This window comes from Rhodobacter maritimus (assembly GCF_058747975.1).
This window is the reverse complement of the sequence record NZ_JBZXDX010000002.1, coordinates 33,427-53,613: the sequence shown is the minus strand read 5'-3', so window position 1 is coordinate 53,613 and position 20,187 is coordinate 33,427. Positions and strand designations below refer to the sequence as shown.

The window sequence follows — 20,187 nt, the reverse complement described above, 5'->3', positions numbered from 1 at the left end:
TTAAGCCCGTTATATCTTATTTATAACGAAAATACAAGCACAAAATCACCGTGGAACGCGATAGTTCCGCATGAACGCATCGCGATACCCCAGCTTGCGCACAGCATTCATCGTCGATCTCAGTTGCTCACGCGACGTAACCATCACCATCGTGACGTATAGGCTCTGCCTCCGTGATTGATATAAATACACTACCGGCTTCATTCCCGCCGCCCTGAGCTGATCCGCGACACGGCTCGCTCCGTCCTGCTGTCGAAAAGACGCCACCTGCACGAATGACCTCGTGTGGTAGTTCAGAAACGCATCCGGGTCTTCGACCTGCCGCAGATGGGTCGGCTCAGGCAGTTCGTCGAAGATGCTCGGTGGTCTCGTATCCGCGAAGGCGGATTGCGTGAACAGTGCCAGCGCTGCCGTGACGGCCAGAATCGTTTTCATCGAGGGAACCTTTCAGCTTCAAATTTTTGGTCTGCCCTAGCGGGCTGGCATCTATCATGCGCCGCAAGCGGCAATGCACCGCATCGGGATCGAGGCAAGCCAGAGAGCAAACTTCACGAAAATCCCGGCTCGGGAAGGTGCCAACCCACGAGATTGCATCATCGCGAGCGCTCTTGCTGGCGAGGCTGGTGGACTGGAGGTCTCGGACAACCGCTCCCAGCACCTCCAGCCACAGTCTGCGCTCGTCGGGCCACACGTTCATGCCTGCACCTCACCTGCCCAGAGAGGCGGCTTGGCGACCTCCTCGGTGATACATCCGACGATCGTTGCATACTCCAGCTCTCCGAAGGCGGTTTCCCGTCGAGCCATCGATTTCGCGATCGCTTCTGGCTCAACCCCGTGTTGGAGGAGCAATGAAAGCATGACGCAAACGTCCTGCATCTGATATTCGAGATCGCTGCCAGATCGGAAGCCCCCGCTATAGAAAATTTCTCGGGGACGCTCGGGATCCGCAGGATCATATCCTATGGTCAAATATACCTTATGAGTGCCATGCAGCACGACACGCCGGTTTTCCGAATACCGGCGTGTCGGCAAGACGTGGCGCTCTGGAGCAGCCGCTGGCATCACGCCATGCCCAGAGCTTCTTTATACATATCGAGGATCGCCTCCTCTTCGGAGATCTGATCCGCACTCTTCTTGCGCAGGGCGATCAGCTTGCGCATTGCCTTGGTGTCGTAGCCGCGCCCCTTGGCTTCCACCATCACCTCTTTCTGCTGATCGGCGATGTCCTTCTTTTCCTGCTCAAGCCGCTCATAGCGTTCGACGAACTGGCGGAGTTCGTCAGCAGTCACTCGATAGGAACCATCGTCGGTCGGGGAGTTGCTTTGATCGTTCATGATATTCCCTTTTCTTCAGGTGAAAGGCGGGCAAGCCCCGCCCATTTGGAAAATTCGATGGCATCATCCATCTTGCTTTGTCTTCTCCTCGGCCCAACCGTGGCTTTGCAGTAATAGCGAGGAAAGACGGGGCTCATCGGAGACGAGCTGACGAATTTCACGGGCAGCGAGATATGCTGCGGTATGGGAGAGCCCGGAGACATTGTGCAGCGCATCTGCAAGTCTCGTTGCGACCTTCACCCGCGCCTCAATGGGCTCAAGACCCCATTCGCACACCCCGTTGAGAACGTAGCGAATAGCGATCATCCCTTCCCGCAAGACAACAGTCTCTATCTGTTCCGTCATTTCTTCTTCCTTCTGCCGCGATCCCCACCCTTCGGTTCGGCATGGGTATCGATCCATTTGGAAAGCAGCGAGCGCGACCGCAGGGTTTCATCGGGAACCACGATCCCTTTCCGCGCCGCGATCTGTTCGGCGAAACCCACCTGCTTCGAAGTTGGGGTTTCATCTTCGGAGCCGGACGCCTTGGCAGGCATCTTGTCCTTGTTCGCATCGATCCACTTGGACAGAGCGCCGCGATCCTCCAGCACCTCCTCCGAGATCTGCTGTCCGGTTGCCTCTGCAATTTTCTTCGCGAACGTCAGCGCCGCGTCCGAAGGTGCGTTGCCTTCCGGGCGCGGGCCAAGGAAGGCATAGCAAATATCATAGTCCGTGGTCGCACCACGGGGCAGTTTCACGCCTTCTCGCTTGGCCTTGGCGCGAGCTGCCGCCACCATCTTGGGGCTCGGCTTGTTCTTCACCTTCACATCGAGCGGTTTGCCGCTCTGACCACGATCCCGCAGCTTCTCCACCAAAGCCGCTGCCCTCGATACCAGCATATCGACCACGGCACGAGGGTTCTCCTTGCCACGCAAAATCTCGTCGAGAGCAAGTTCCATCTCGGCCGTCGCCGCTGGGTCCAATATTTCCGGGGCTTCAACCAGAAGAAGCTCATAGATCGCCATTGCCAGATCAGAGGCTTTCAGCTGCCCCTTCTCGACCTCGAAGAAGTTCTGCTTCTTCAATCCTTCGATGATCGAATCCCGCGTTGCCGGGGTTCCGATTCCGGACGCCTCTTTCAGACGCTCTGCCGTCGCAGGATCATCGGCAAACTTCCACGCTTCCTGCATCGCCTTGATCAGCGAGCCCTCCGTGTATCGCGCGGGTGGCTTCGTCGTCTTCTTATCGACGCCAGCACCCACAGCACGAACGGCTGTTCCATCAGGCCAGTTGGGAAGGCTCTTCGGGCCTTCGTCATTGCCGTCGTCGTCCTCCTCATCGAGTTCAACACCCATAGCCTCGCGCCAGCCAAGGATGCGATCGACAGTGCCGGACGCGGAGAACAGGCGATCAGCCGCCTTGGCGGCGATCTCCGTGCGATCATAGACGCGATCCGGGCCGATGGCCGCAAGATATGTCCTCGCGATCAGATCGAAGAGCTTGCGCTCGTCGGCGGACAGCTTGGGCAAGATAGTCGGCCATTCCGAGCGGGTCTTGACGTTCGGCACAATCGCGTGGTGCGATGACCCTTCCAGACCCTTGTCGGAGAACACGCCGGACTTGCCCGTCCGGATTGTCGGCTCCTGATAGCTCACGGAGCCAAATGGCAGAGCCTGCAACGCTCCCAGCATGATCGGTGCATTGGCGATTTCGACCTCGGGCAGATACTTGTTCTCTGCGCGTGGATAGGTGGTGATCTTGTGCGTCTCATAGAGCGCCTGCGCCGTGTCGAGCGTCCGCTTTGCGGACCACCCCCAACGGGAAGCCCTCTGCTGGAGTGTCGGCAGGTCCATGAGCTTCGGCGGTGCCTGCTTCTTCTGCTCTTTCTTGACCGACACATTTCCGGTCCAACCATCGAGGCGCTTCACGATCTCCGCAGCCGCTTGCGCATCGTAAATCCGGTCCTCCTCTTTCGGGGACCATTTCAACCGCAGATCCGCACTTCCCTCGGACACATCGAGGTGAAGATCGAAGTAGTCACGAGGCTCAAAGCCGCGAATTTCAGCCTCTCGACGGCAGACGATACCCATCGTCGGAGTCTTGACCCGCCCGATCCCGAGCGCACCCCGCATCGAGGGCGGCTTGAGGGCCAAGGAGGCGGCTCTCGTCATCGACAGGTTCGCGATCTGGTCGGTTTGAACCCGAGCATATGCCGCCTGATAGAGCGGCAGATATTCGGCATTGGGGCGCATTTTCGCAAAGGCTTCGCGAAGCGTCTCCGGATCTTCGGCCGAGAACATCACCCGGAAGACTTCCCCCTTGAATTTGAAGTGGCGGATGATGTTTTCGCCGATCGCCTGACCTTCCCGGTCACAGTCGGTCGCGATAATCACCCGCCCCGCATTGGTGATCGCGGAGCGAAACTCGGCGATCACCTTGTCTTTCCCGAAGCTGTTGTCAGGAACGAACGGATAGAAGCCGGAGGCGGGTCGCAGGACATCATAGCCCCATTCTTTCCAGTCCGGGTTCACCTCTTCCGGGGAAGCAAGACGGAACAGATGGCCTCGCGCCGCGAGGACTGTGCCATACTTACCCCCGACCGCATCTCTGACGTTCCGCGCCTGCGAGGGCTTTTCACAGATTACCACCGTATTCATCGTCTACTCCATCGTTCTTGTCTCGCGTGGTCGGCAGTCTCAGCCGCCGTTCACACGCTCTTTCAGCGCCTTGGCCGGGCGGAATTTGACTGCCGTCGATGCGGGGACATCCACCGGATCGCCGGTCTTCGGATTTCGGGCAACACGCGCCGCCAGCTGCGTCAGATCGAACTTGCCGAAACCTGCCAGATCGACAGCGTTCCCGCCCTCCAGTTGCTTGGCGATACCTTCAAGGAAGGTCTCGAAGTAACGGGTCGCCTCTTTCTGCGAGACCCCCAGATCTGCTGCGAGATCGACGATCAGATTGGCTTTGGTGACTTTCATGGGCTCCATCCCTTATGAGTGTTGGAAAGATTGTCTGGAAAAGCGGGGCTGACCGAGGCCAGCCCCGAGGTGGGGGATTCACATCCCCGAGGGGAGATCACGGTTGTTGTCAGAAAGGGATCTCGTCGTCGTAGCCGGACCCTTGGCCCGCACCACCATCATACCCGCTGTCATAGCCCTGATCCGATCCGGCCTGCTCGGAGCGGGTCGGGCGGTCAAGAACGCGCAGAACGCCGACACGGTTCGGGAGGAATACACCGTAGAAATATTCGGTCGTTCCGTCAGCATTTTGACGGCGGCTGTTGCGGTTTTCGCCCTCGACGAGAACGTAGGCCCCTTTCTTGATCTTCCCCGCCCGCTCGACGATGTAGGGGTCGAAGGTTGCGACCTGATGGCCTTCGGAGGCTTCTTGCCAGTTTCCGTCGCGGTCCTTCCACGAGCGGTTTGTCACGATCCGGAAACGCGCAAATTTGGTGCCGTTGCCGGTTGTTCCGATGGCGGGATCGTCGGCAAGAAAGCCGATCAGCTCCACACGGTTACGGTTAAACATCGTCTTCCCTCTTTGTTATTTGACGAGCCGAGATTACACGGTGTAGGAACCGTAATCAATCTAAAAACAAATTGTAAGTGCCAAAATGCGGAAGCTCCCACACACCCAAATCATCGCCCTCGCAGCCGTTTCGGGCATCACCAGTGGCCTCGCTGTTCACTCCGAAAACTTCTGGGTCTTCGGCATCATCGGTTTGACCGGCCTCATGGCAGCATGGCGCTGCGCATCCACTGACCGCATTGCAATGCTGGCCGGTTGGGTCGGTGGCTTCGCCTACTTCGCGACCTCTCTCGATTTCCTGCTCGCCGGATACCACTCGATCGGCATGAGTGGGCTTCAACCCCTCCTGGGCGTCGGCGCTCTTTATGCCCTTCTGTGCGTCTGGTGGGGACCAGTGTTCTACATCAGCTTTCGCATCCAGCGCTGGGCCGGTATCTTCGGGCTGATCGCTTTATGGTTCATCGCGGAAATGGTCCGCGCCTACATCGCCCCGGCAATTCCACCGTCATTCTTCGGAGATTTTTGGGCTAAAACCCCGATCATTCAATCTGTAAACATCATCGGCATAGAAGGCTTGAGCCTCCTCACGGTCCTTGCTGCCGGACTCGTCTGTCGAGATCTCGGCCGCAAACCGTTCCCTCTTATCCCCTTCCTGATCTTCGCGGTTCTATGGAAGGCTGGTGCCGATGTTGAAAAGGGGCCACGCGATCGCTTCAATGGTCCGACTGTCGCGACAATCAACACATCGCTCCCACAAGATCAGCGATGGAACCCAGCCATTGTCGATGATTACATCGCTGATCTTGCCGCCCGCAGCCAGACCGCATGGCGCGGCGGAGCCGACATCGTGTTGTGGCCGGAGAACGCAACGCCCTATTTTCTGGAAGAGAAGGACGCAATAGCGGCCGCTTTCCCGCCTGAAGGTAAATTCCTGATTCATGGATCGACCATCGTTGCAGACATGGCGACAGGTCAGGCGTTCAATGGGCTGGCGGTGACGGGACGAGACGGCGCGACGATTGCGACATACCACAAAGCGTATCTGTTCCCCTTCGCTGAATACATCCCTTTCGAGGGCATCGTGCGCAGCCTGTTGGGCGTAGGAACCATATCCGCTCCGGCCATCGCAACGGGTGGCTACAAGCGCGGAGAAGCGCTCTCGGAGCCATTGCCGCTTATGGGGACCGGCATCATCCCGAACATCTGCTATGAGGCTCTGGTCCCGATCCGGACACGCACAGACGATCACACTTGGATCCTGAACATGGCGAATGACGCTTGGTGGTCGGGAACCGCTGGAGGCGACTATATCGCCTCAGCAAGCCGGGTTCGCGCCATCGAACGGGGTGTTCCTATGATCCGAGTCTCGAATGGTGGTCCCTCGTTCATGGTTGATGCGAAAGGACGCGATGTTCCGCCGGGGCCGGACGGCTTTTACCGGCTTCCATAAGGGTCTCGACGCTGGAATCCTTCACGCGCTCCCAATCAGCCGGATCACGCACCTTATCCAGAAGATCGTAGCCGCTCCACGACAGCCCATGAACCGCTTTGTCGGAGCTTGCACGAGCTGCCGCTCGTTCGAGCCCCGCGACAGCATCGGCAACCAACTGTTTCGTTGCATCAACGAAGACACTCCCCACGGCTCCAAAATCGCGGCCCATCTGTCTGAGCCCCTGCCCGAGTTCCGTGAAGAATGCTTCCGTCCGCTCGTGGAAGTAGCGGATCTGTTCATATCCCTCCTGAAAGTCGCGCTGGAGATGAGGATGGATGTCCCGGCGATAGGCTTCGTGGGCATCCCGAACCACAGCGGAACATTCGCTCGCGCCCTTCAGTGCCACACCGGCCAGTTGGTCACGCAGCTGCCGGACGCTAGTCATGGTCTTGTTCAAAGCATCCGAGGAAGGGCCATCCGGCCCGCCGACCGAGATCAGCCCAGCCTCGGACATGATATCGAGGTGATGGCGGATCCGCCGCTTCTCTGCGTCAGCGATGTCATCATAGAAGAAGTCTTCATAGGTCATGAACCCGTTCGGGCCTTCAAACTCCTCGATGTCCATCAGGATCGCGCGGACGAGTTCCATATCACGCTTCATTGCGCTGCTCTCTTTCTTGTCGGATTGAGTGTGATCCCGCATGTCGCGCGTCAGCAGCCCCATATCGTAGGCCATCGCGACAGCGTGAATCGTTGTCCTCGCGCCCAAACGCTTCTTTGCCGTGTTGAGACGAGCCTTCACAGCGCTTTCGCTCAAGCCGAGATGGTGTGCGACTTCCTTCTGGCCAAGGCCGGAACGAAGGAGATCGAACACTTCGAGCTGCGCTGTCGTCAAGGAGTGCGAGGATATGCTTGCCATCAAATTCATGGCTCGCACATTGCGATAAAATCAATCTAAAAACAATACGAATACACCAACTTCATAAGCGTATCCGCTGCCCCAAAAATCCACATGAGCGAGGCGGACGCGCCTCCATATAGCGAAGGGAGCCGAGCGATTGTGGAGTTTTGGGGAGATTTTAGTGAGATCGCTCAGATCGGATCGACCTGCCCCTTTTTTAGCATTATCCGGATTCCATGCTGGAGAGAAACGCTCTCGTCATCGGCAGGAACGATTTCGTCAAAGATAGGTTTGGCGGCGGCAAAGTGCGGCGCTTTTTCGTCTCGCAGTATCCGACCAGATCGATCGCGCACTACGACGCGAAATCGCTCCTCATCCCTCCAACCGCCGTTGCCACTCATTGACAGCGAATGGGCATAGAGACTGCTTCATAGCCTTCCGGGGCATCGGGATAGCTCATAACACCGGCATCGGCCTTGCAACCAGTCGCCTGCGAAATGAGCCGTGCGGCGTCCCCGCTCCAGATCGATAGCTTGTCGCTATGCGTCAGCGTGGCGGATGTCTTCGCGCTCGGATCCCAAGACACTTGAACATTCGAGCCCTCGAACTGCACTGTGCTGATCTTTTCCGCCGGTGCCTTCATCATATGATCAGCGTTCGTCCCAACGCACCCTGCAAGAACCACGGCTGCGCCACCAATAAGAAGGGCAATCGTTATATGTCTCAATTTCATCTCCTTGTTTTCAAAAACCAGTTTCGGATATGGTAGATCGCTCCGCCAGAACAGGCCATAGCGGCGATCATGAACGTGGCGGGGTTCGCAATCAGGACAGAAGCCGCCACTCCGCCCGCCCCGAGAATGATGGCAGCACTGGCCAACTCGGAGAGCGCCATCTCATCACCTGTCGAGGCTGATCTTGCGACGGCCGGGGCGCTTGAGCTTGATCGTGCCGGCATCATCGTCTTGAGCGGGGTCGTCGATAATCTCAGCGTCCTCCACCTGCTCCACAACGCGGCGTGTGGCAACCTCACCGGCCAGAACGTCGAGCATCCCCTCGGGTCGATCCTCCGCTGGCGAAGGGCGTCGGCGATCACCAAACATCTCAGCCGAGATGTCGATCGCGGCGCTGTCGATCGACATATTCTTGTGAAAGAACTCGATCACTTGCGGGGTAACAAACCGTGCAGCTTGCCGCGCGAGATCGTTGGGCGCACGGCGAAGGAAAGGCTCAAGGATGGGCGTCTTTAGCTGGCTCTCGGTCTTGTAGTGTTCCCACATGCCCATTGAATCGACGGTGGGCATTGGCTTGCCCAGATCAAGGAAGAAGCGCCAGAGCGGCAGGTTGATGAAGCGCATCCAACGCCACGGTGGCGGATGGAATATCCCCATATCCCGAGTGCGCTCTATGGCGGTTCCGAGAAGCCCGAAGACATAGCCATTCGCCTGCAAGACAGAGAGAACCCGCTCCGAGGCTTCGACCATGCGCTCTTGCACCTTGGAGTAATAGGTCTTCTCGACCGCAGAGACGGGCTCGCTGGCTACGAATATGAACTTCTTCGTCTTGGGATCCTCGCCCACCGGATAGGCTTTACGCTGATCGCAGAGATGAACAGTCAGCGCCTCCAGCATCAACGCCCTCGCTTCAATCACTGACGGCAACGTGTTTCCGCGTATTTCGGACTCTGATCCCTTCTTCTGGGGGACGCTTTCGGCAAGATATTCTGCGAGAGTGACAAGGTGCGGCTTCGCCGTGGTGGCAGCTTTGCCCTTTTTCTTCCCGCCGTCCTGCCAGAGACTTTCCTCGGAGGCTCTGTGTTTGTCGTCATCGAAGCCGAGGCGAAGGCGGTCCCCTTCTTTGGCTTTGAGCTTGTTCAGATCTCGCCAAACCTTGTCAGGGAACCCGTGCAAATCCATGACGCTATCGACATAGGCTTTTTCGTTGAAAAAGATCGAGCGCTGGATCCGGGCGATAGCCGGGGCCAGCACCACGACGACATACCACGGCAGCGCATCAACGGCCTCCCTGATCTCCTCGATGTCGGACAGGCTGTTGAGACCGAGAAACGGATTCACTGGCCCAAACGTCGCCTGCATCATCGAGCGGAGCCGATCCTCATCGACATCGAGGAAGGGATAGGGATGTGGTGACGGAAAATTGTGCTTCAGCTCCGCATTCGTCCAGTCGCTCTCCGGGCCGATGCGGCGGATCAGCTTGTTCTCGAAGAGGAAGTCCAACGGGTTGAAGGGCAAGCGCCCTGCCCCTTTGGTCGAGGACAGGTCATATTTGTCATAGTCGAGGATGAACCGCACGGAAGGACGAAACAGGGAGAATTTTTCCATGATCGTCCGGTGGCCGGGGGGATTGGCATGAGTGATGAACTTGTCCATGTGTTCATCGGCAACCTTGGTATAGGCGATGAATGCCACGGTCGCGATCATGATTGCCGAGATCACCCCGAACGGGATCGACGACTTGAAGATCATCCAGACACTTTGATGCCCGTCCGGCACAGAAGTGAACTGCGCTCCCGAAGGTATGATCTGCCATTGCCCGAAGGTCTGGATCTCGCGGACAATAGTGTAGAGCTTGGCGATCAGCTCGGGTCGGGTGATCCAGACCGTAAGGAAAAGGATCACCGTGAAGAAGAGCAAGGCCCCAAGGCCGATCAGGATGAGTTCGAGTTCTTTCTTGCTCTTCGACATGCTTACCTCACTCGTCGTCGCCTTCCTCGGCCGAGTCGTCCTCGGTGAAAAGCGAGTTTACCTTGATGAAGAATTCCGAGTTGTCCCGGCTTTGAGGGTCATACCCCATGAGGGTTTCAGCGATCGTGGACTTGATCAGCGCCGTGGTGAACGCTTCCTGATAGGATTGGGGGACGCCGCCCGAATGGTATGCCCACCGGAGCCAGTAGCTCGGGTTGAGAACGCGCACTACAAATGCGGGATCGCTCATGCAGCGCTCGACCGCCGCACGGCCGAGGTTGGGATGGCGCACGGTCGAGAAGAACAGCGCAATCAGATCCTCATTGCGCACACGGGTTCGCTCGCTCTTTTCGTAGCGCGATGTTGGCGCTGGTCGGACATAATCATCTACGGTGCATCCGGGCGGCATAGTCAGGCGTTCAGCGCGGACCAGCTCCTCGAAGCGACGACGCAGCCGGTGCGGAATACCTTCTCGCCCTTCCTGATGGCACCACGGCCAGACGGTCGCAGGCTTGCGATCAAACTCCGCCGCGAACTTGGTGCGGGCGTCACGCCCCGTTCCGAAATTATGCTGGATCAGTTCCAACAGCTTCACTCCGCGTTCGGCGGAATCCTTTTTCTTCTTCTTGACCACGCGGCCTCCCAAAATTTCTAAGTCCCCTGATAGGAACAATCGCTCTTATTATGCGATATTCCATGCAAAAAGCGAAAATCTATCGGAGAACAGGACAGGCCCGCTCAATGGCGGGCCTGCCGGGGAAGACCATGATTACTTGGTCCCGATGATGTATTCCACCACGACGAAGGTCAGGACCGAGAAGACGGCCGTGCAGCCACCGATGATGATGGTGGTCAGCGCCACGCCTTTGGAGGTGCGGCCGGACTCGTCTTGGTTGGCCTTGTAGAGCAGGTAGAAGCCGAACAGCGCCATGAACAGACCGATGGGCGCGGCCCAGACGATCAGCACGTCAGCGATCTGCTCGGCAGCGCCCTTGGCGTTGTCGGTGTCGAGGGTGGTGTTCTGCGCGGCCGTCCGCGCGTCCTCGATCTGCTGGATGGGCTGGGTCACGTCTGCCGTCTCTGCCGTCTGCGCCGAGGCTTGGAGGGCATAGAAAGACGAGGCGGCGAGAGCCCACGCATAGACCGCCTTGTCGTTTACTGCTTGGAGGAACCGTTTCATGTATGAGACCTTTCTTTGACGGTTACACTTTCACGCTCAAGCGACTTTATCTTCGACGGTATCGCGGATGATCTGGGAGGCCATGTCATCGTAGATGCTCTCGTCGGTGATATCCTCGCTTCTGAACTGCTCGACGAAATCCACCGCGCTCCCTCTCGGGAACCGCGCGACGAGAAGCCGCAAAGCACGTTCAAGTCCCACCTTCCGGACAACTGCGTTCCTCAGAAGGCGGTTTTCCTTGGTGGTATCCAGCGCCCACAGCATCGTGGGAGCCAGATGGTTATAGACGCGAAGCCAATAGAGATCGGTTTTCAGTTTCGCGCCCATCACGAAGCCCGCCCCCAGATTGGGTCTGGGGCCGTGCAGGTGATCAGAAATCTGGCTTTTCACCGCATCAGAGAAGCCGAAGATGGACTGTAGACGGTTTCGGCTTTCGTGATCGGTTGCGTCCAGAAGAATGGTGGTCGAGGTCAACTCGGTAAAGTTGGCGAAGTCTTCGATCTTCTGCGAAGCCAGAATGATTTCGAGACCCCATTTCCGGCCTTCCCGCGCCAGAACTTCGACGAGAGCCACCATCGACGGGGTTGAACCCGTGTTGTGGAACTCGTCCATCGCAAAGCGCTTCGGCGTCTCGGCGATGTCCTGAAAGCGCTTGATCCAGTATTCCCGATAGGTGCGCCGCATCTCTTCGGGAAAGAGCATGGCGTCCACTTCCTTCTCGTTCCCCGAAATCTGACGAAGGAAGAGATTGGAGGCGATCATATACATCAGCGAGTTCTGCCGCGCTTCGCCGCGCTTGGAGCCACCCGCGCCGCGCAGGATCACGTCATTGAGGTCGATCGACACGATCCGGGCTTCACCGATATCGAGCGCTGTCGGCCGGGAGAAGATCGGGAACTGCTCGATGGCCCCTTGGATTCGCAAGCCGACCGCTTTCGTCAGGGTCTCGCCGAAATCCTTGCGGAACTCTTCCATCGCGATGATCCGGGAAAGGTCTTCGAGCAAAGGTGCGGCGTAGCGCTGCGCCATGATCGCCTCGCGCATCCGCCCTTTCGCGGCCAGAGCATCGACCACAGACCACCAGCGCGTCGTGTCACGCAGCGGAATTGCAAGCGAGCGGCAGAGCGCATCCAGTTCTGCATTCTGACCTTCCTGCCAGCGCTTCGCGCTGGAAGAGATGTCGAGATCGGATAGATCCTCATAGGCTTTCTTCACGAGCGCTGCGACGAGATCGCGGTTCACCTTGCCGTCTTCGTCAGCGATGACCTCGGCCACAAAGTTCTCGACATAGGCGCGTTCACGCGCAATGGGCTTTCGGTTTCCGAGCGAAAGATCGAACGGATTCACGAAGCAGTTTGCGTGGGCCTTGTCGTTCTGAAGCTGCACATAGAGCATCTGATGGCGCATGTCGTCGGGCGCCATATTCTTGATCAGTTCAATGAAGCCCGACGAGGAAGGCCCAATATCGACGACCCCCACAAAAGGCAGTTTGTTGCCACCCGTGAACATCGTGAACTCGACATTCGTGCGGTTGAGCCAGACCGACTTACCCGAACCGGGAGGCGCGGAGACGAGCGTCAACCAGAAGTTCTGCTGCGGCGAATGCGCCTCGATCCGGATCGGTTTGCCCTCGGGCGAAATCATGATCGATTGCCCCTTCGAATAGATCGGAGCCGTCCGATGGAACGGGAGCGACATCGCCAGCTCGGTAATCGGAGCAACAGCCATTTTTCCAGACGCCACGGTGCGCGTCATGCCAGCGGCAGTTTCGGTCAGGGAGCGCATCGGGTTTGTGCTGGCCTCGACGATGGTCGGGGAGTTCCATGCCTCCAGAGCCCGCACAAGGCGGCTGCGACGAGCCGACAGAAGTTCGCGGCTCTCATGGGGCTCGATCCATGTCACGGCCATCATGCGAGCGCCCACGAAGGTCTCATGGTCCGCCGCCTGATACTGGCGGATACCGTCGAATGCTTTGCGCTTGGAGTTGTTCGAGGATCCGAGGAAGGAGATGAGCGTTGTGAAGATATCGACCAGAAGGTTGATCTTCACGCCCCCCGACAGATGCAGAGCGAAGCGCCACGGCATATCCTCGTCGCCACGGCCATCGAAACGCTCCAGCTTGGACGAGAGCAAGCGGAAGAGTGCCATCTGGCGCGGGAACATGGATGCCGTGACAGTCGCGTAGGTGCGCCCACCAAACTCGATTGACCGCATATCGTTCGCGGCCTTCGCGTTCGAGGTCATGAGCTGCTGGGCGAGCGGAGGCGCGAACAGAAGGGAGAGATCGCGGGTGCGATAGTCTTTCAGCTCAGGCATCGATCGGTCGAAAGTCGTCTGCGGCGTCCAGTCCTTCGGCGTTTCGTGGAAGAGAACCGCACGACGAACGGCAGCGAGATCGCGGCGCTTCCCGTCTTTGGTAGGCCCAAGAAGCTCGGCGCTGATCTTGGCGGTGGACAGCGCATCGAGAACCGAGTTTACGAAACTCATATGCGGGCTTTCGAGCGCTTCGAGCGAAACCAACGGATCCATCGCGTTCGGAGCCTTGATTTGCCCCCACGAAGCTCGCGCTGCTGCACGTTCTTTTGCGATTTCTTCCGGAAAGCCCGCGCCAACACCTGTCCAGCAAGCGATCAGAATTTCCTCATGGATCAGGCGCTCTTCGAGAACACTGATGATCTCGTCGATGATCACCTTGCCATTGAGGCGCTTGGCGTTGGCGAGACCTTCCATTTCCGCGCGATAGCCTGCGATGTCTTCCGTGGTGTTGCGGCTACGCTCGAACGTGATCGAGAGCGAATGATGGGGGCTGCGCAGGAGAGCGGCGAGCTGCTGTGCGGCTTTCGCCAATCCGAGCTGAACCTCCGACTCCGAATAGATCGAGGCACAGCCGTAAATCTTGATGATCGAGCAGTTGCTCTGATCATGCGCCGTAAAATACGGCTTGTCGGGATCAAACCCGTGGAGATCGCAATATTGGTCAGAGAACGCCACTGTTAATTCCTTCTTTCGTAGGCGACATAGATGTCGGGGATCGCCCCGAGGATCTGATCGCTCACACTGTCGAGAACGGCCGCGTCCTTTGTTCCCAGAACAGCCAGCAAGGCTTCCTGTCCGGCGTCGGCTCTCATCCGCAGTTCCTTGCGGATGAGGTCGCAAATCGCAGCATGATCCGGCTCGACTTCATCCATTTCCGGATCGAGATCGAGGAGGCGCTGGGCTTCGTCGTAGACCGCGATAAACGCCTTGCGCATGGCCTCAACCTCATCGCGCGGGAGATCGGCGCGAGCTTCGGGCGAGACCGGGCCGACATAGTAATAGCGGCGCTGTTCGTTCGTATCCTCGGTGCGCATCCTTTACCCCACCGAGCTGAAGATCAGAGAGGAGAAGCCCCAGATGAGCCCCGAAACACTCACCAGCCCAGCCACGATGATCGCAATCATGTGCCAGAGCGGAGATTGCTGACCCCCACCCATGCCTTGATTGGCGCTGTCCTTGATCGCGCCATAGAGGTTCATGAACGACATCAGCGAAAAGGCGAGACCAAGCGCCCCGAGCCCAAATATGATCACGGAGATCAAGGTCTCGGTCATGCCGGTCCACTCGATGAAGAGATCGCCGAGGTCTTTGCCGCCTTCTGGCTCCATTACTTGATGTCCTCCCACGTCACAGGCTCAAGGAAAACAATGCCCATGCCGAACCCGGCAGGGGCGGTGACGGTCGGCGGGCGGTTGAAGCCCTGTTGGGCGGCGCTTGCCATGTTTTCGCCGATCGGCAGAAGCGATGCGATGGCGACCTTCTCGCCATCGGACAGATCGCTGCTGTCGTCAGAACTTACCGTGGACCCATCCCCGATGATGATCGTGGTTCCACTGCTATCGCCATCGTCGAGAAGAAGCTGACCGGCCTGCCCCGCACCTTGCAGAAGCCCTGCAACGAAAAGCGAGCTATAGCGCTCGATGACGTGTTTGTTGACGCGGCCAGCGACTCCCACACGATCAAGGTCGGCCGACACGGCCATCGCGGAGATAGGGAAAGAGCGGCCATCCGGATGGATCACTTTGGTGAACTCGATCACCGCGCTCTCTCGCGAGAGTTTGAGGACACCTTGGAGCCGTGCGCCATCGAGATACCCCGGACCACCATTGTCACCATAGTCGTGCAGGGTGGCGAAAATCGGTGCCTGCTGGGCATCGTCGGAGTTGTAACCGTAAAGCAGGGTCGCGTAGCGCATATCACCCTCGCGGATGATCGTGTTGTTGACGGTTGCGCTATCGCCATTACGAGCGGTGTCGTAGATGCGATTTCCGGTGTCCACGCCAAGCGGGCCTTGCTGCCCGCTATACTGCTGCGCCATCGCAGAGGGTGCGAATGCGAGGGCGACCAGAACGGTCGTGGTGAGCGTTTTCAGATGCTTCATTGAACAGCCCTTCCTTACCTGAATTCTTGAGCTTGCATGGGGGAGGCTCCGCGATCGCGGCCCTGATCATAGTTGTCGATGACGACACGAGGCCCCGCGTTTCCGCGCGACAGGCCCATCATGATGCTGAGGGTAGTCGGATCGGGAGGCGGCGGTGCGGCCGGTTCCGCTACGGCCGGTTCCTGCACCTTGTAATCAACCTCCGGAGCGGTGGTGACTTCGATGTCGCTGTCAATCGGCTCGACAGGCACGGCGAAACCCGTCTGCACGGGAATAGTCTCGATCTTCTCCTGCTCGACGAGCCTGTCAGCCATCGGGTCAGTCGCATCGCCGCTCGTGCCTTCGATCTGGATGACCGGCGCGGCGGTGTAAGCCTTGGTCTGCGTCGTCGCGATAGCGTCTTCGGCCATCTGGTTGTTGGCTGTCGCGCGGTTGTCGGCTTCGTCTGCCGGAACCACATCGAAGGGATTGGCGCGACCTTCCGGGATCGCCCGAGGAAGCCGCGTGTCGTTAGCCCCACCTTCGAACGAGGTTGATGAGCCGGACGATATGCTCATAACGACGACTGCCCCGGCGACCGCCAGCAAGCCGAAGAAGATAATCAAGAGGGTCTTGAGATTCATTCGTCCGGCTCCTCTCAGAAATCAGCGGTCACACTGAACTCAAGGCCGGTCTGATTGTCCGCCACGAGCAGGGAAGTCGTCGGGCGGTCATAGCGCCATACGTTCAGTGTGCCACTCGACGATTGAGCCGAAGCGTCGGCTGTCGGATTGACCGGCGTGTAGGAACCGCGCACATAGAGCGCCCCATTGTAGATATACCCTTCGATGTTCGGAGCGCCGGTCATGATCACCGGACGCGCCCCACGGGGCGGCGTTCCATTGACGAAATCGGTCAGATAGCGATCAGGGCGAAAGCCTGTCGCATCCGTGTTGTTGTCCGGCATAGCGCCACCCGATGCGACGGTTGCGGGTTGCGTCGGAGCATTCGGGCTGCGCCCCGTGATCGAAACGGTGATCGTGCTGTCCGGCTTGGACAATGTGGCGCGGCTCTCATCAGTCGGCGGCACGAGCAGAAGTGCGAGCGCTGCCGGAGCGCCTTGGAGCTTGACTGCGATATTCGAGCGCTGGTTGCGGCAAAGCGAGAGATACATCACATTACCGCTGGCCTCCGAGGCTTGCGAGCCTTGCTGGCCTTCGCCAACACACGCGCTCCCACCGACAGAGACAAGGCGCGGATTGAACACCACGGTCTCGATGGGCCAGACGTTGCCGGAATGATCGACAAACGAGACATCGGTGATCAGATCTTTCGCGGGGTAGATCTGCACGACACCGCCGTTGCGCCCGTCGAGCGGATTGATTGCCAGCCGCCGCGAAGCGGGTCCGACAAACTGCTCATCGGTGCGATCGGTGATCTTCATGGTGATCTGGCTGTCAACGCGGGGAGCTTCCCCCGGATCCGAACCGGCCGAGACGTTGAAGACGATCGGGCGGGAATACCCTTCGAGCGTCACGTTGATGTTCGAGCCGCTGACCCAATACCGGCAGGGGAAGATATTGAGGATGTTGCCACCCTCGGCGCGACTGCTCCCTTCGTCGCCGCAGCCCGATCCGTTCACAGAAAACAGGTTGCGGTCATAGATCACATTGCGCACCGGCCAAGCGTCCAGATCGTCGTTGACGAAGGAAACGGCGGTGATCACTCCCTGACCAAGCCGGAGAGACACAGGAGGTTGTGACGAGCGGCTGGTATCGACGGTTTTCGTCTCATGCAGCAACACGGGCGGCTGTGCGCTTGAATACCCTGCCCCCGCCTGAGAGCGCTGCGCGTTGAGCTGCGCATCGCGCTGGGCGTTCAGCATCTGAACCAGCTCCTCGGGCGTGGCTCCGGGGTTCTGGGCGATGAATTGCTGCATCTCCTCTTGCGTCATATCAAGGAGTTGCTGGGATGCCGCAGGAACCGCACCGAAAACCGATGCGGCGATAAAGAGCGGCGCGAAGAGTTTGACAAGTTTCATGGGCTACCCTTTCGTCGTCAGTTTCTGGTGCGCTGGAGCGAGACAAAGCCGTCCACAGCAACCCCGTTGGGATTGGCGGGAGACGGATCGACCCGAACGATGGTCATTTCGATCACGCGATCTTCGGCCTTGTAATCGGCGTTCTGGCGATAGGTGATCGTGATCGGAACCTGCACCTTCCAGAAGTATCGGCCGTGATCGATCCCCGCCTGATCGACAACGGGAACACCGCTGGAGACTGCCGAGACAACGTAATAGCTGCGCTGCACCTCGCGGAGAATGCGGCTTTGAGCGAAGGCGTCGAGGAAGGCGCGCCCACCAACCGGCGTGAAATACTCCTGCGTTGCGAAAGACAGGTTCTCGCGCCAGTTGATATAGCTGTAGGTGTGGACAGAGATCGCGGCCCGGTTCGCAAAGTCAGAGAGCAGCGCCTGAGAAATATTCGGCTCGGTCATAGGAACCGCTTCACAGACGGCCTTCGCATCCTTCGTCCAAAGGAAGGTGGTTTTCGGATAGGAGTTGAAGGCAAGGATCAGCGCAAGGTTTGCGAAGAGTGACAAAACGAGCGTCACCCCCAAAAAAATCAACGCCATGAGCGTGAAACGCCCATGCGATTTGAGATGCCCATCGCGTTGTCGAATTTGCTCACGAGTGTCCACGCTTAATCATCTCCTTCGATATCGACATTCAATGGAGCGAGCCCGCTCAGTCCTGATCTTTGCGGCGTCGACTCAGAAATTGGGGCGGTCACACCTGCATCGACGATCTGCGGACTGCAACCATATGAGGATCCGTCCGCGACATAGGGGATCACCTCAATCCGGCTGACCATCAGCGCCGCAAACAGAATGTTGAACGCGACCGAGAGCAGCGCGGCGAACAAGAGGCCATAGGCGAATGCCCGTTTGTTGGCGACCGCCATGATGCGAAGGGACGGCGAGTCCCCCATCACTGGCTGCTCCACGGCTGGCAATGTCAGGTCCAGCTTCTTCTGCTTTCCGCCTAGTCCGAACATGCTCACCCGCCGTATGCCGCAACCACCTTGGCACCGTCGCCGTCGCCAAAGCCACGGAACAGCTTGATCGAACCATCGGCTTCGGGAACGAGCAGCGTCGGCACAGCGATCTGATTTTCGGCCCCGGCATAGATAGAGTAGAGAACGCCAGCATTTTCATTGACCGCTTCCCGCGTCTCGACGGAGGCTTCAACAGGCGTCAGCGTTCCCGCCTGCATGTTCTGAATTGCCTGCACCGGGTCCGTTGCGGACTGCATAGCTTCGACCAACTTCACGCCGCCTTCGGTATCACCCAAAAGCGTCGTCGGGATCCACGTCACCGGCACCTGCCCCAGCAGCTCTTGAGCCGCTTTGTGGCAATAGGGGCAACGCGGATCGATGAAGGCATAGACCGGGTTTTCGGTTGCGCCATCCGCCCCCGGCGTTGTCACAGCGGTGGTTTTGGAGACCGCTTCGAGCAGGCGAGCCGCGAGATCAGGATTGTCGAGAACAGCCTTCGCCTGCACCGGCACACCATCGGCATCGAGACCACTGGTGGCAACAGAAGGAACCGCAGACGGGATCACCGGTGTAGTCGGGAACGACGGCTGGGGGGCCACTTGAGGATAGACGGGCGCGGCCGCTGCCACTTGCGGGGACCGCGCTTCGATATTCATCGACGCCTGCGGCGAATTGATCGTTTTCGCTTCGAGATTGGCAACGCGCTCGTTGAGCGTCCCGATATAGAACCCGCCTGCGCCGAAAACGATGGCGGTAAGCGCAAGCCCGATGGGCCAAGCATACTGCTTCATAGTGATGAACCTCGCGTTAATTCGAGGTCAACTTACCGCCTTTGTTTCGGCTTTACAATTTGTTTTTAGATAATCAACGCGAGAAAAAAGCCCCAATAATCAGGGCTTCGGAGAGGCATTCGGAGACGGAGCGGCAGGCTCTCTTTCGAGACGCTTGCGAAGCTCGGTCGCGTATTCCTGTTCGCGAGTGAGGTTCTGTCTGAGGTCCGTCACCGAGGTCATGACATCGCGATATTCTTCGGGCGGAAGGAATACGGATCGATCGACCATCGTGTTGTATGCGTCGGTGACATCGGGTTCCCAAAAGCGCCCAAACTCCGCGCTGAACTCACTACGGAGTCGTCTCTTTGCCTCGATAAACGCGCTCTGAAATTGCTCGTCGAGATCCCGACTGCGGTCGGTAGCGTCCCGGAGAAACGTGCGGACACCTTCAAAGTCGTGATCCACCAACTTCTTTTCGGCCTGCTCGACTTCGGCGGCATAATCGGTCGAGAGCGCACGAATGTTTTCCATTGTGCGCTCCCAGATCGAGCGGGCCTTGTCTTCGAGAACGCCAAGAATTGTTCTCTGGTCTGACACAGGCTGCATCATGACATCTGCGGCCATGCTCTGATCGTAGCGGTTGTCGGCACCCAGCTCGGCAAGAATCTCCAACCGTTCCGCCTTGTCGCGCAGAACGAAGTGCTGCATCGCGGTCTCAATGACCGCTTCGCGACACAGTTCATCTTCCAGTTCAAGATCAGAGAGGTTGCGCCGAATTAGGCCCCGTTCCTGAAGAATTTTCAGGTTGGGGTTCTCTTTCTCGATCGCACCTTCGAAAATTTGCCTCAAGTGGGATGGCATTTGTGGATCCTTGCTCGCTTCGGTGCTTCGACTGGCCACG

Annotated in this window: 24 protein-coding genes; 1 reads left to right on the top strand and 23 read right to left on the bottom strand. The window is 58.4% G+C overall.

Annotated features, from left to right (window positions below; all coding sequences use genetic code 11):
* Nucleotides 1-45: 45 nt before the first annotated feature.
* The 7 genes from AC4PTO_RS17770 to AC4PTO_RS17740 all read right to left on the bottom strand — a co-directional run bounded on the left by AC4PTO_RS17770 (nucleotide 46) and on the right by AC4PTO_RS17740 (nucleotide 4,844).
* Nucleotides 46-435, bottom strand: coding sequence for an SPOR domain-containing protein (locus tag AC4PTO_RS17770; RefSeq protein ID WP_492733867.1), 390 nt, complete (start codon nucleotides 433-435; stop codon nucleotides 46-48).
* 258 nt (nucleotides 436-693) lie between these two features.
* Nucleotides 694-1,062 carry a TSCPD domain-containing protein gene (locus AC4PTO_RS17765; protein WP_492733865.1) on the bottom strand — a complete coding sequence of 123 codons (369 nt, stop codon included), beginning with the start codon at nucleotides 1,060-1,062 and terminating at the stop codon, nucleotides 694-696.
* Nucleotides 1,062-1,334, bottom strand: coding sequence for a DUF2312 domain-containing protein (locus AC4PTO_RS17760; RefSeq protein ID WP_492733863.1), 273 nt, complete (start codon nucleotides 1,332-1,334; stop codon nucleotides 1,062-1,064). The genes AC4PTO_RS17765 and AC4PTO_RS17760 overlap by 1 nt, the downstream gene beginning before the upstream one ends.
* Before the next feature lie 63 nt (nucleotides 1,335-1,397).
* Entirely contained in the window at nucleotides 1,398-1,679 is a 282-nt protein-coding gene (locus AC4PTO_RS17755) for a hypothetical protein (RefSeq protein ID WP_492733861.1), read from the bottom strand.
* Nucleotides 1,676-3,970, bottom strand: coding sequence for a DNA topoisomerase (locus AC4PTO_RS17750; RefSeq protein WP_492733859.1), 2,295 nt, complete (start codon nucleotides 3,968-3,970; stop codon nucleotides 1,676-1,678). The genes AC4PTO_RS17755 and AC4PTO_RS17750 overlap by 4 nt, the downstream gene beginning before the upstream one ends.
* A gap of 39 nt (nucleotides 3,971-4,009) precedes the next feature.
* Nucleotides 4,010-4,294, bottom strand: a complete 285-nt coding sequence (locus tag AC4PTO_RS17745; RefSeq protein ID WP_492733857.1) for an HU family DNA-binding protein — start codon at nucleotides 4,292-4,294, stop codon at nucleotides 4,010-4,012.
* A gap of 109 nt (nucleotides 4,295-4,403) precedes the next feature.
* Nucleotides 4,404-4,844 (bottom strand): single-stranded DNA-binding protein, encoded by a 441-nt coding sequence (locus AC4PTO_RS17740; protein ID WP_492733855.1) that lies wholly within the window; start codon nucleotides 4,842-4,844, stop codon nucleotides 4,404-4,406.
* A gap of 85 nt (nucleotides 4,845-4,929) precedes the next feature.
* Here AC4PTO_RS17740 and lnt point away from each other — a divergent pair, with 85 nt between their 5' ends.
* A complete protein-coding gene (gene lnt, locus AC4PTO_RS17735; RefSeq protein WP_492733853.1) occupies nucleotides 4,930-6,294 on the top strand; it encodes an apolipoprotein N-acyltransferase in 1,365 nt (454 codons plus the stop codon).
* Here lnt and AC4PTO_RS17730 read toward each other — a convergent pair.
* From AC4PTO_RS17730 to AC4PTO_RS17655, 16 genes are all read right to left on the bottom strand, one after another.
* Complete coding sequence (locus tag AC4PTO_RS17730) at nucleotides 6,230-7,204, bottom strand: DUF2513 domain-containing protein (protein WP_492733851.1); 975 nt, start codon at nucleotides 7,202-7,204, stop codon at nucleotides 6,230-6,232. The two genes, lnt and AC4PTO_RS17730, sit on opposite strands and share 65 nt — an antisense overlap.
* A gap of 370 nt (nucleotides 7,205-7,574) precedes the next feature.
* Nucleotides 7,575-7,910, bottom strand: coding sequence for a hypothetical protein (locus tag AC4PTO_RS17725; RefSeq protein WP_492733849.1), 336 nt, complete (start codon nucleotides 7,908-7,910; stop codon nucleotides 7,575-7,577).
* Entirely contained in the window at nucleotides 7,907-8,071 is a 165-nt protein-coding gene (locus AC4PTO_RS17720) for a hypothetical protein (RefSeq protein WP_492733847.1), read from the bottom strand. Before AC4PTO_RS17720 ends, AC4PTO_RS17725 begins: the two co-directional genes overlap by 4 nt.
* 4 nt (nucleotides 8,072-8,075) lie before the next feature.
* Nucleotides 8,076-9,881: a secretion/conjugation apparatus DotM-related subunit gene (locus AC4PTO_RS17715; RefSeq protein ID WP_492733845.1), complete on the bottom strand. Its 1,806-nt coding sequence runs from the start codon at nucleotides 9,879-9,881 to the stop codon at nucleotides 8,076-8,078.
* A 7-nt stretch (nucleotides 9,882-9,888) separates the two neighbouring features.
* Nucleotides 9,889-10,515, bottom strand: coding sequence for a hypothetical protein (locus AC4PTO_RS17710; protein WP_492733843.1), 627 nt, complete (start codon nucleotides 10,513-10,515; stop codon nucleotides 9,889-9,891).
* 135 nt (nucleotides 10,516-10,650) lie between these two features.
* Nucleotides 10,651-11,061, bottom strand: a complete 411-nt coding sequence (locus tag AC4PTO_RS17705; protein WP_492733841.1) for a hypothetical protein — start codon at nucleotides 11,059-11,061, stop codon at nucleotides 10,651-10,653.
* 36 nt (nucleotides 11,062-11,097) lie between these two features.
* Nucleotides 11,098-14,052 carry a putative type IV secretion/conjugal transfer ATPase gene (locus AC4PTO_RS17700; protein WP_492733839.1) on the bottom strand — a complete coding sequence of 985 codons (2,955 nt, stop codon included), beginning with the start codon at nucleotides 14,050-14,052 and terminating at the stop codon, nucleotides 11,098-11,100.
* Between the two features lie 2 nt (nucleotides 14,053-14,054).
* Nucleotides 14,055-14,411: a hypothetical protein gene (locus AC4PTO_RS17695; protein WP_492733837.1), complete on the bottom strand. Its 357-nt coding sequence runs from the start codon at nucleotides 14,409-14,411 to the stop codon at nucleotides 14,055-14,057.
* A 3-nt stretch (nucleotides 14,412-14,414) separates the two neighbouring features.
* Nucleotides 14,415-14,705 carry a hypothetical protein gene (locus AC4PTO_RS17690; protein WP_492733835.1) on the bottom strand — a complete coding sequence of 97 codons (291 nt, stop codon included), beginning with the start codon at nucleotides 14,703-14,705 and terminating at the stop codon, nucleotides 14,415-14,417.
* Nucleotides 14,705-15,478 carry a DotG/IcmE/VirB10 family type IV secretion system protein gene (locus AC4PTO_RS17685; protein ID WP_492733833.1) on the bottom strand — a complete coding sequence of 258 codons (774 nt, stop codon included), beginning with the start codon at nucleotides 15,476-15,478 and terminating at the stop codon, nucleotides 14,705-14,707. The genes AC4PTO_RS17690 and AC4PTO_RS17685 overlap by 1 nt, the downstream gene beginning before the upstream one ends.
* A gap of 14 nt (nucleotides 15,479-15,492) precedes the next feature.
* Nucleotides 15,493-16,101, bottom strand: coding sequence for a hypothetical protein (locus tag AC4PTO_RS17680; protein WP_492733831.1), 609 nt, complete (start codon nucleotides 16,099-16,101; stop codon nucleotides 15,493-15,495).
* Nucleotides 16,102-16,115: 14 nt separating this feature from the next.
* Nucleotides 16,116-17,498 (bottom strand): DotH/IcmK family type IV secretion protein, encoded by a 1,383-nt coding sequence (locus AC4PTO_RS17675; protein WP_492733829.1) that lies wholly within the window; start codon nucleotides 17,496-17,498, stop codon nucleotides 16,116-16,118.
* 17 nt (nucleotides 17,499-17,515) lie between these two features.
* A complete protein-coding gene (locus AC4PTO_RS17670) occupies nucleotides 17,516-18,157 on the bottom strand; it encodes a DotI/IcmL family type IV secretion protein (protein WP_492733827.1) in 642 nt (213 codons plus the stop codon).
* A 2-nt stretch (nucleotides 18,158-18,159) separates the two neighbouring features.
* The gene (locus AC4PTO_RS17665; protein WP_492733826.1) at nucleotides 18,160-18,513 is read right to left on the bottom strand and encodes a hypothetical protein; all 354 of its coding nucleotides are present in this window, start codon (nucleotides 18,511-18,513) and stop codon (nucleotides 18,160-18,162) included.
* 2 nt (nucleotides 18,514-18,515) lie between these two features.
* Nucleotides 18,516-19,304 (bottom strand): thioredoxin domain-containing protein, encoded by a 789-nt coding sequence (locus AC4PTO_RS17660; protein WP_492733824.1) that lies wholly within the window; start codon nucleotides 19,302-19,304, stop codon nucleotides 18,516-18,518.
* A gap of 99 nt (nucleotides 19,305-19,403) precedes the next feature.
* Nucleotides 19,404-20,147, bottom strand: a complete 744-nt coding sequence (locus AC4PTO_RS17655; protein WP_492733822.1) for a hypothetical protein — start codon at nucleotides 20,145-20,147, stop codon at nucleotides 19,404-19,406.
* Nucleotides 20,148-20,187: the final 40 nt, after the last annotated feature.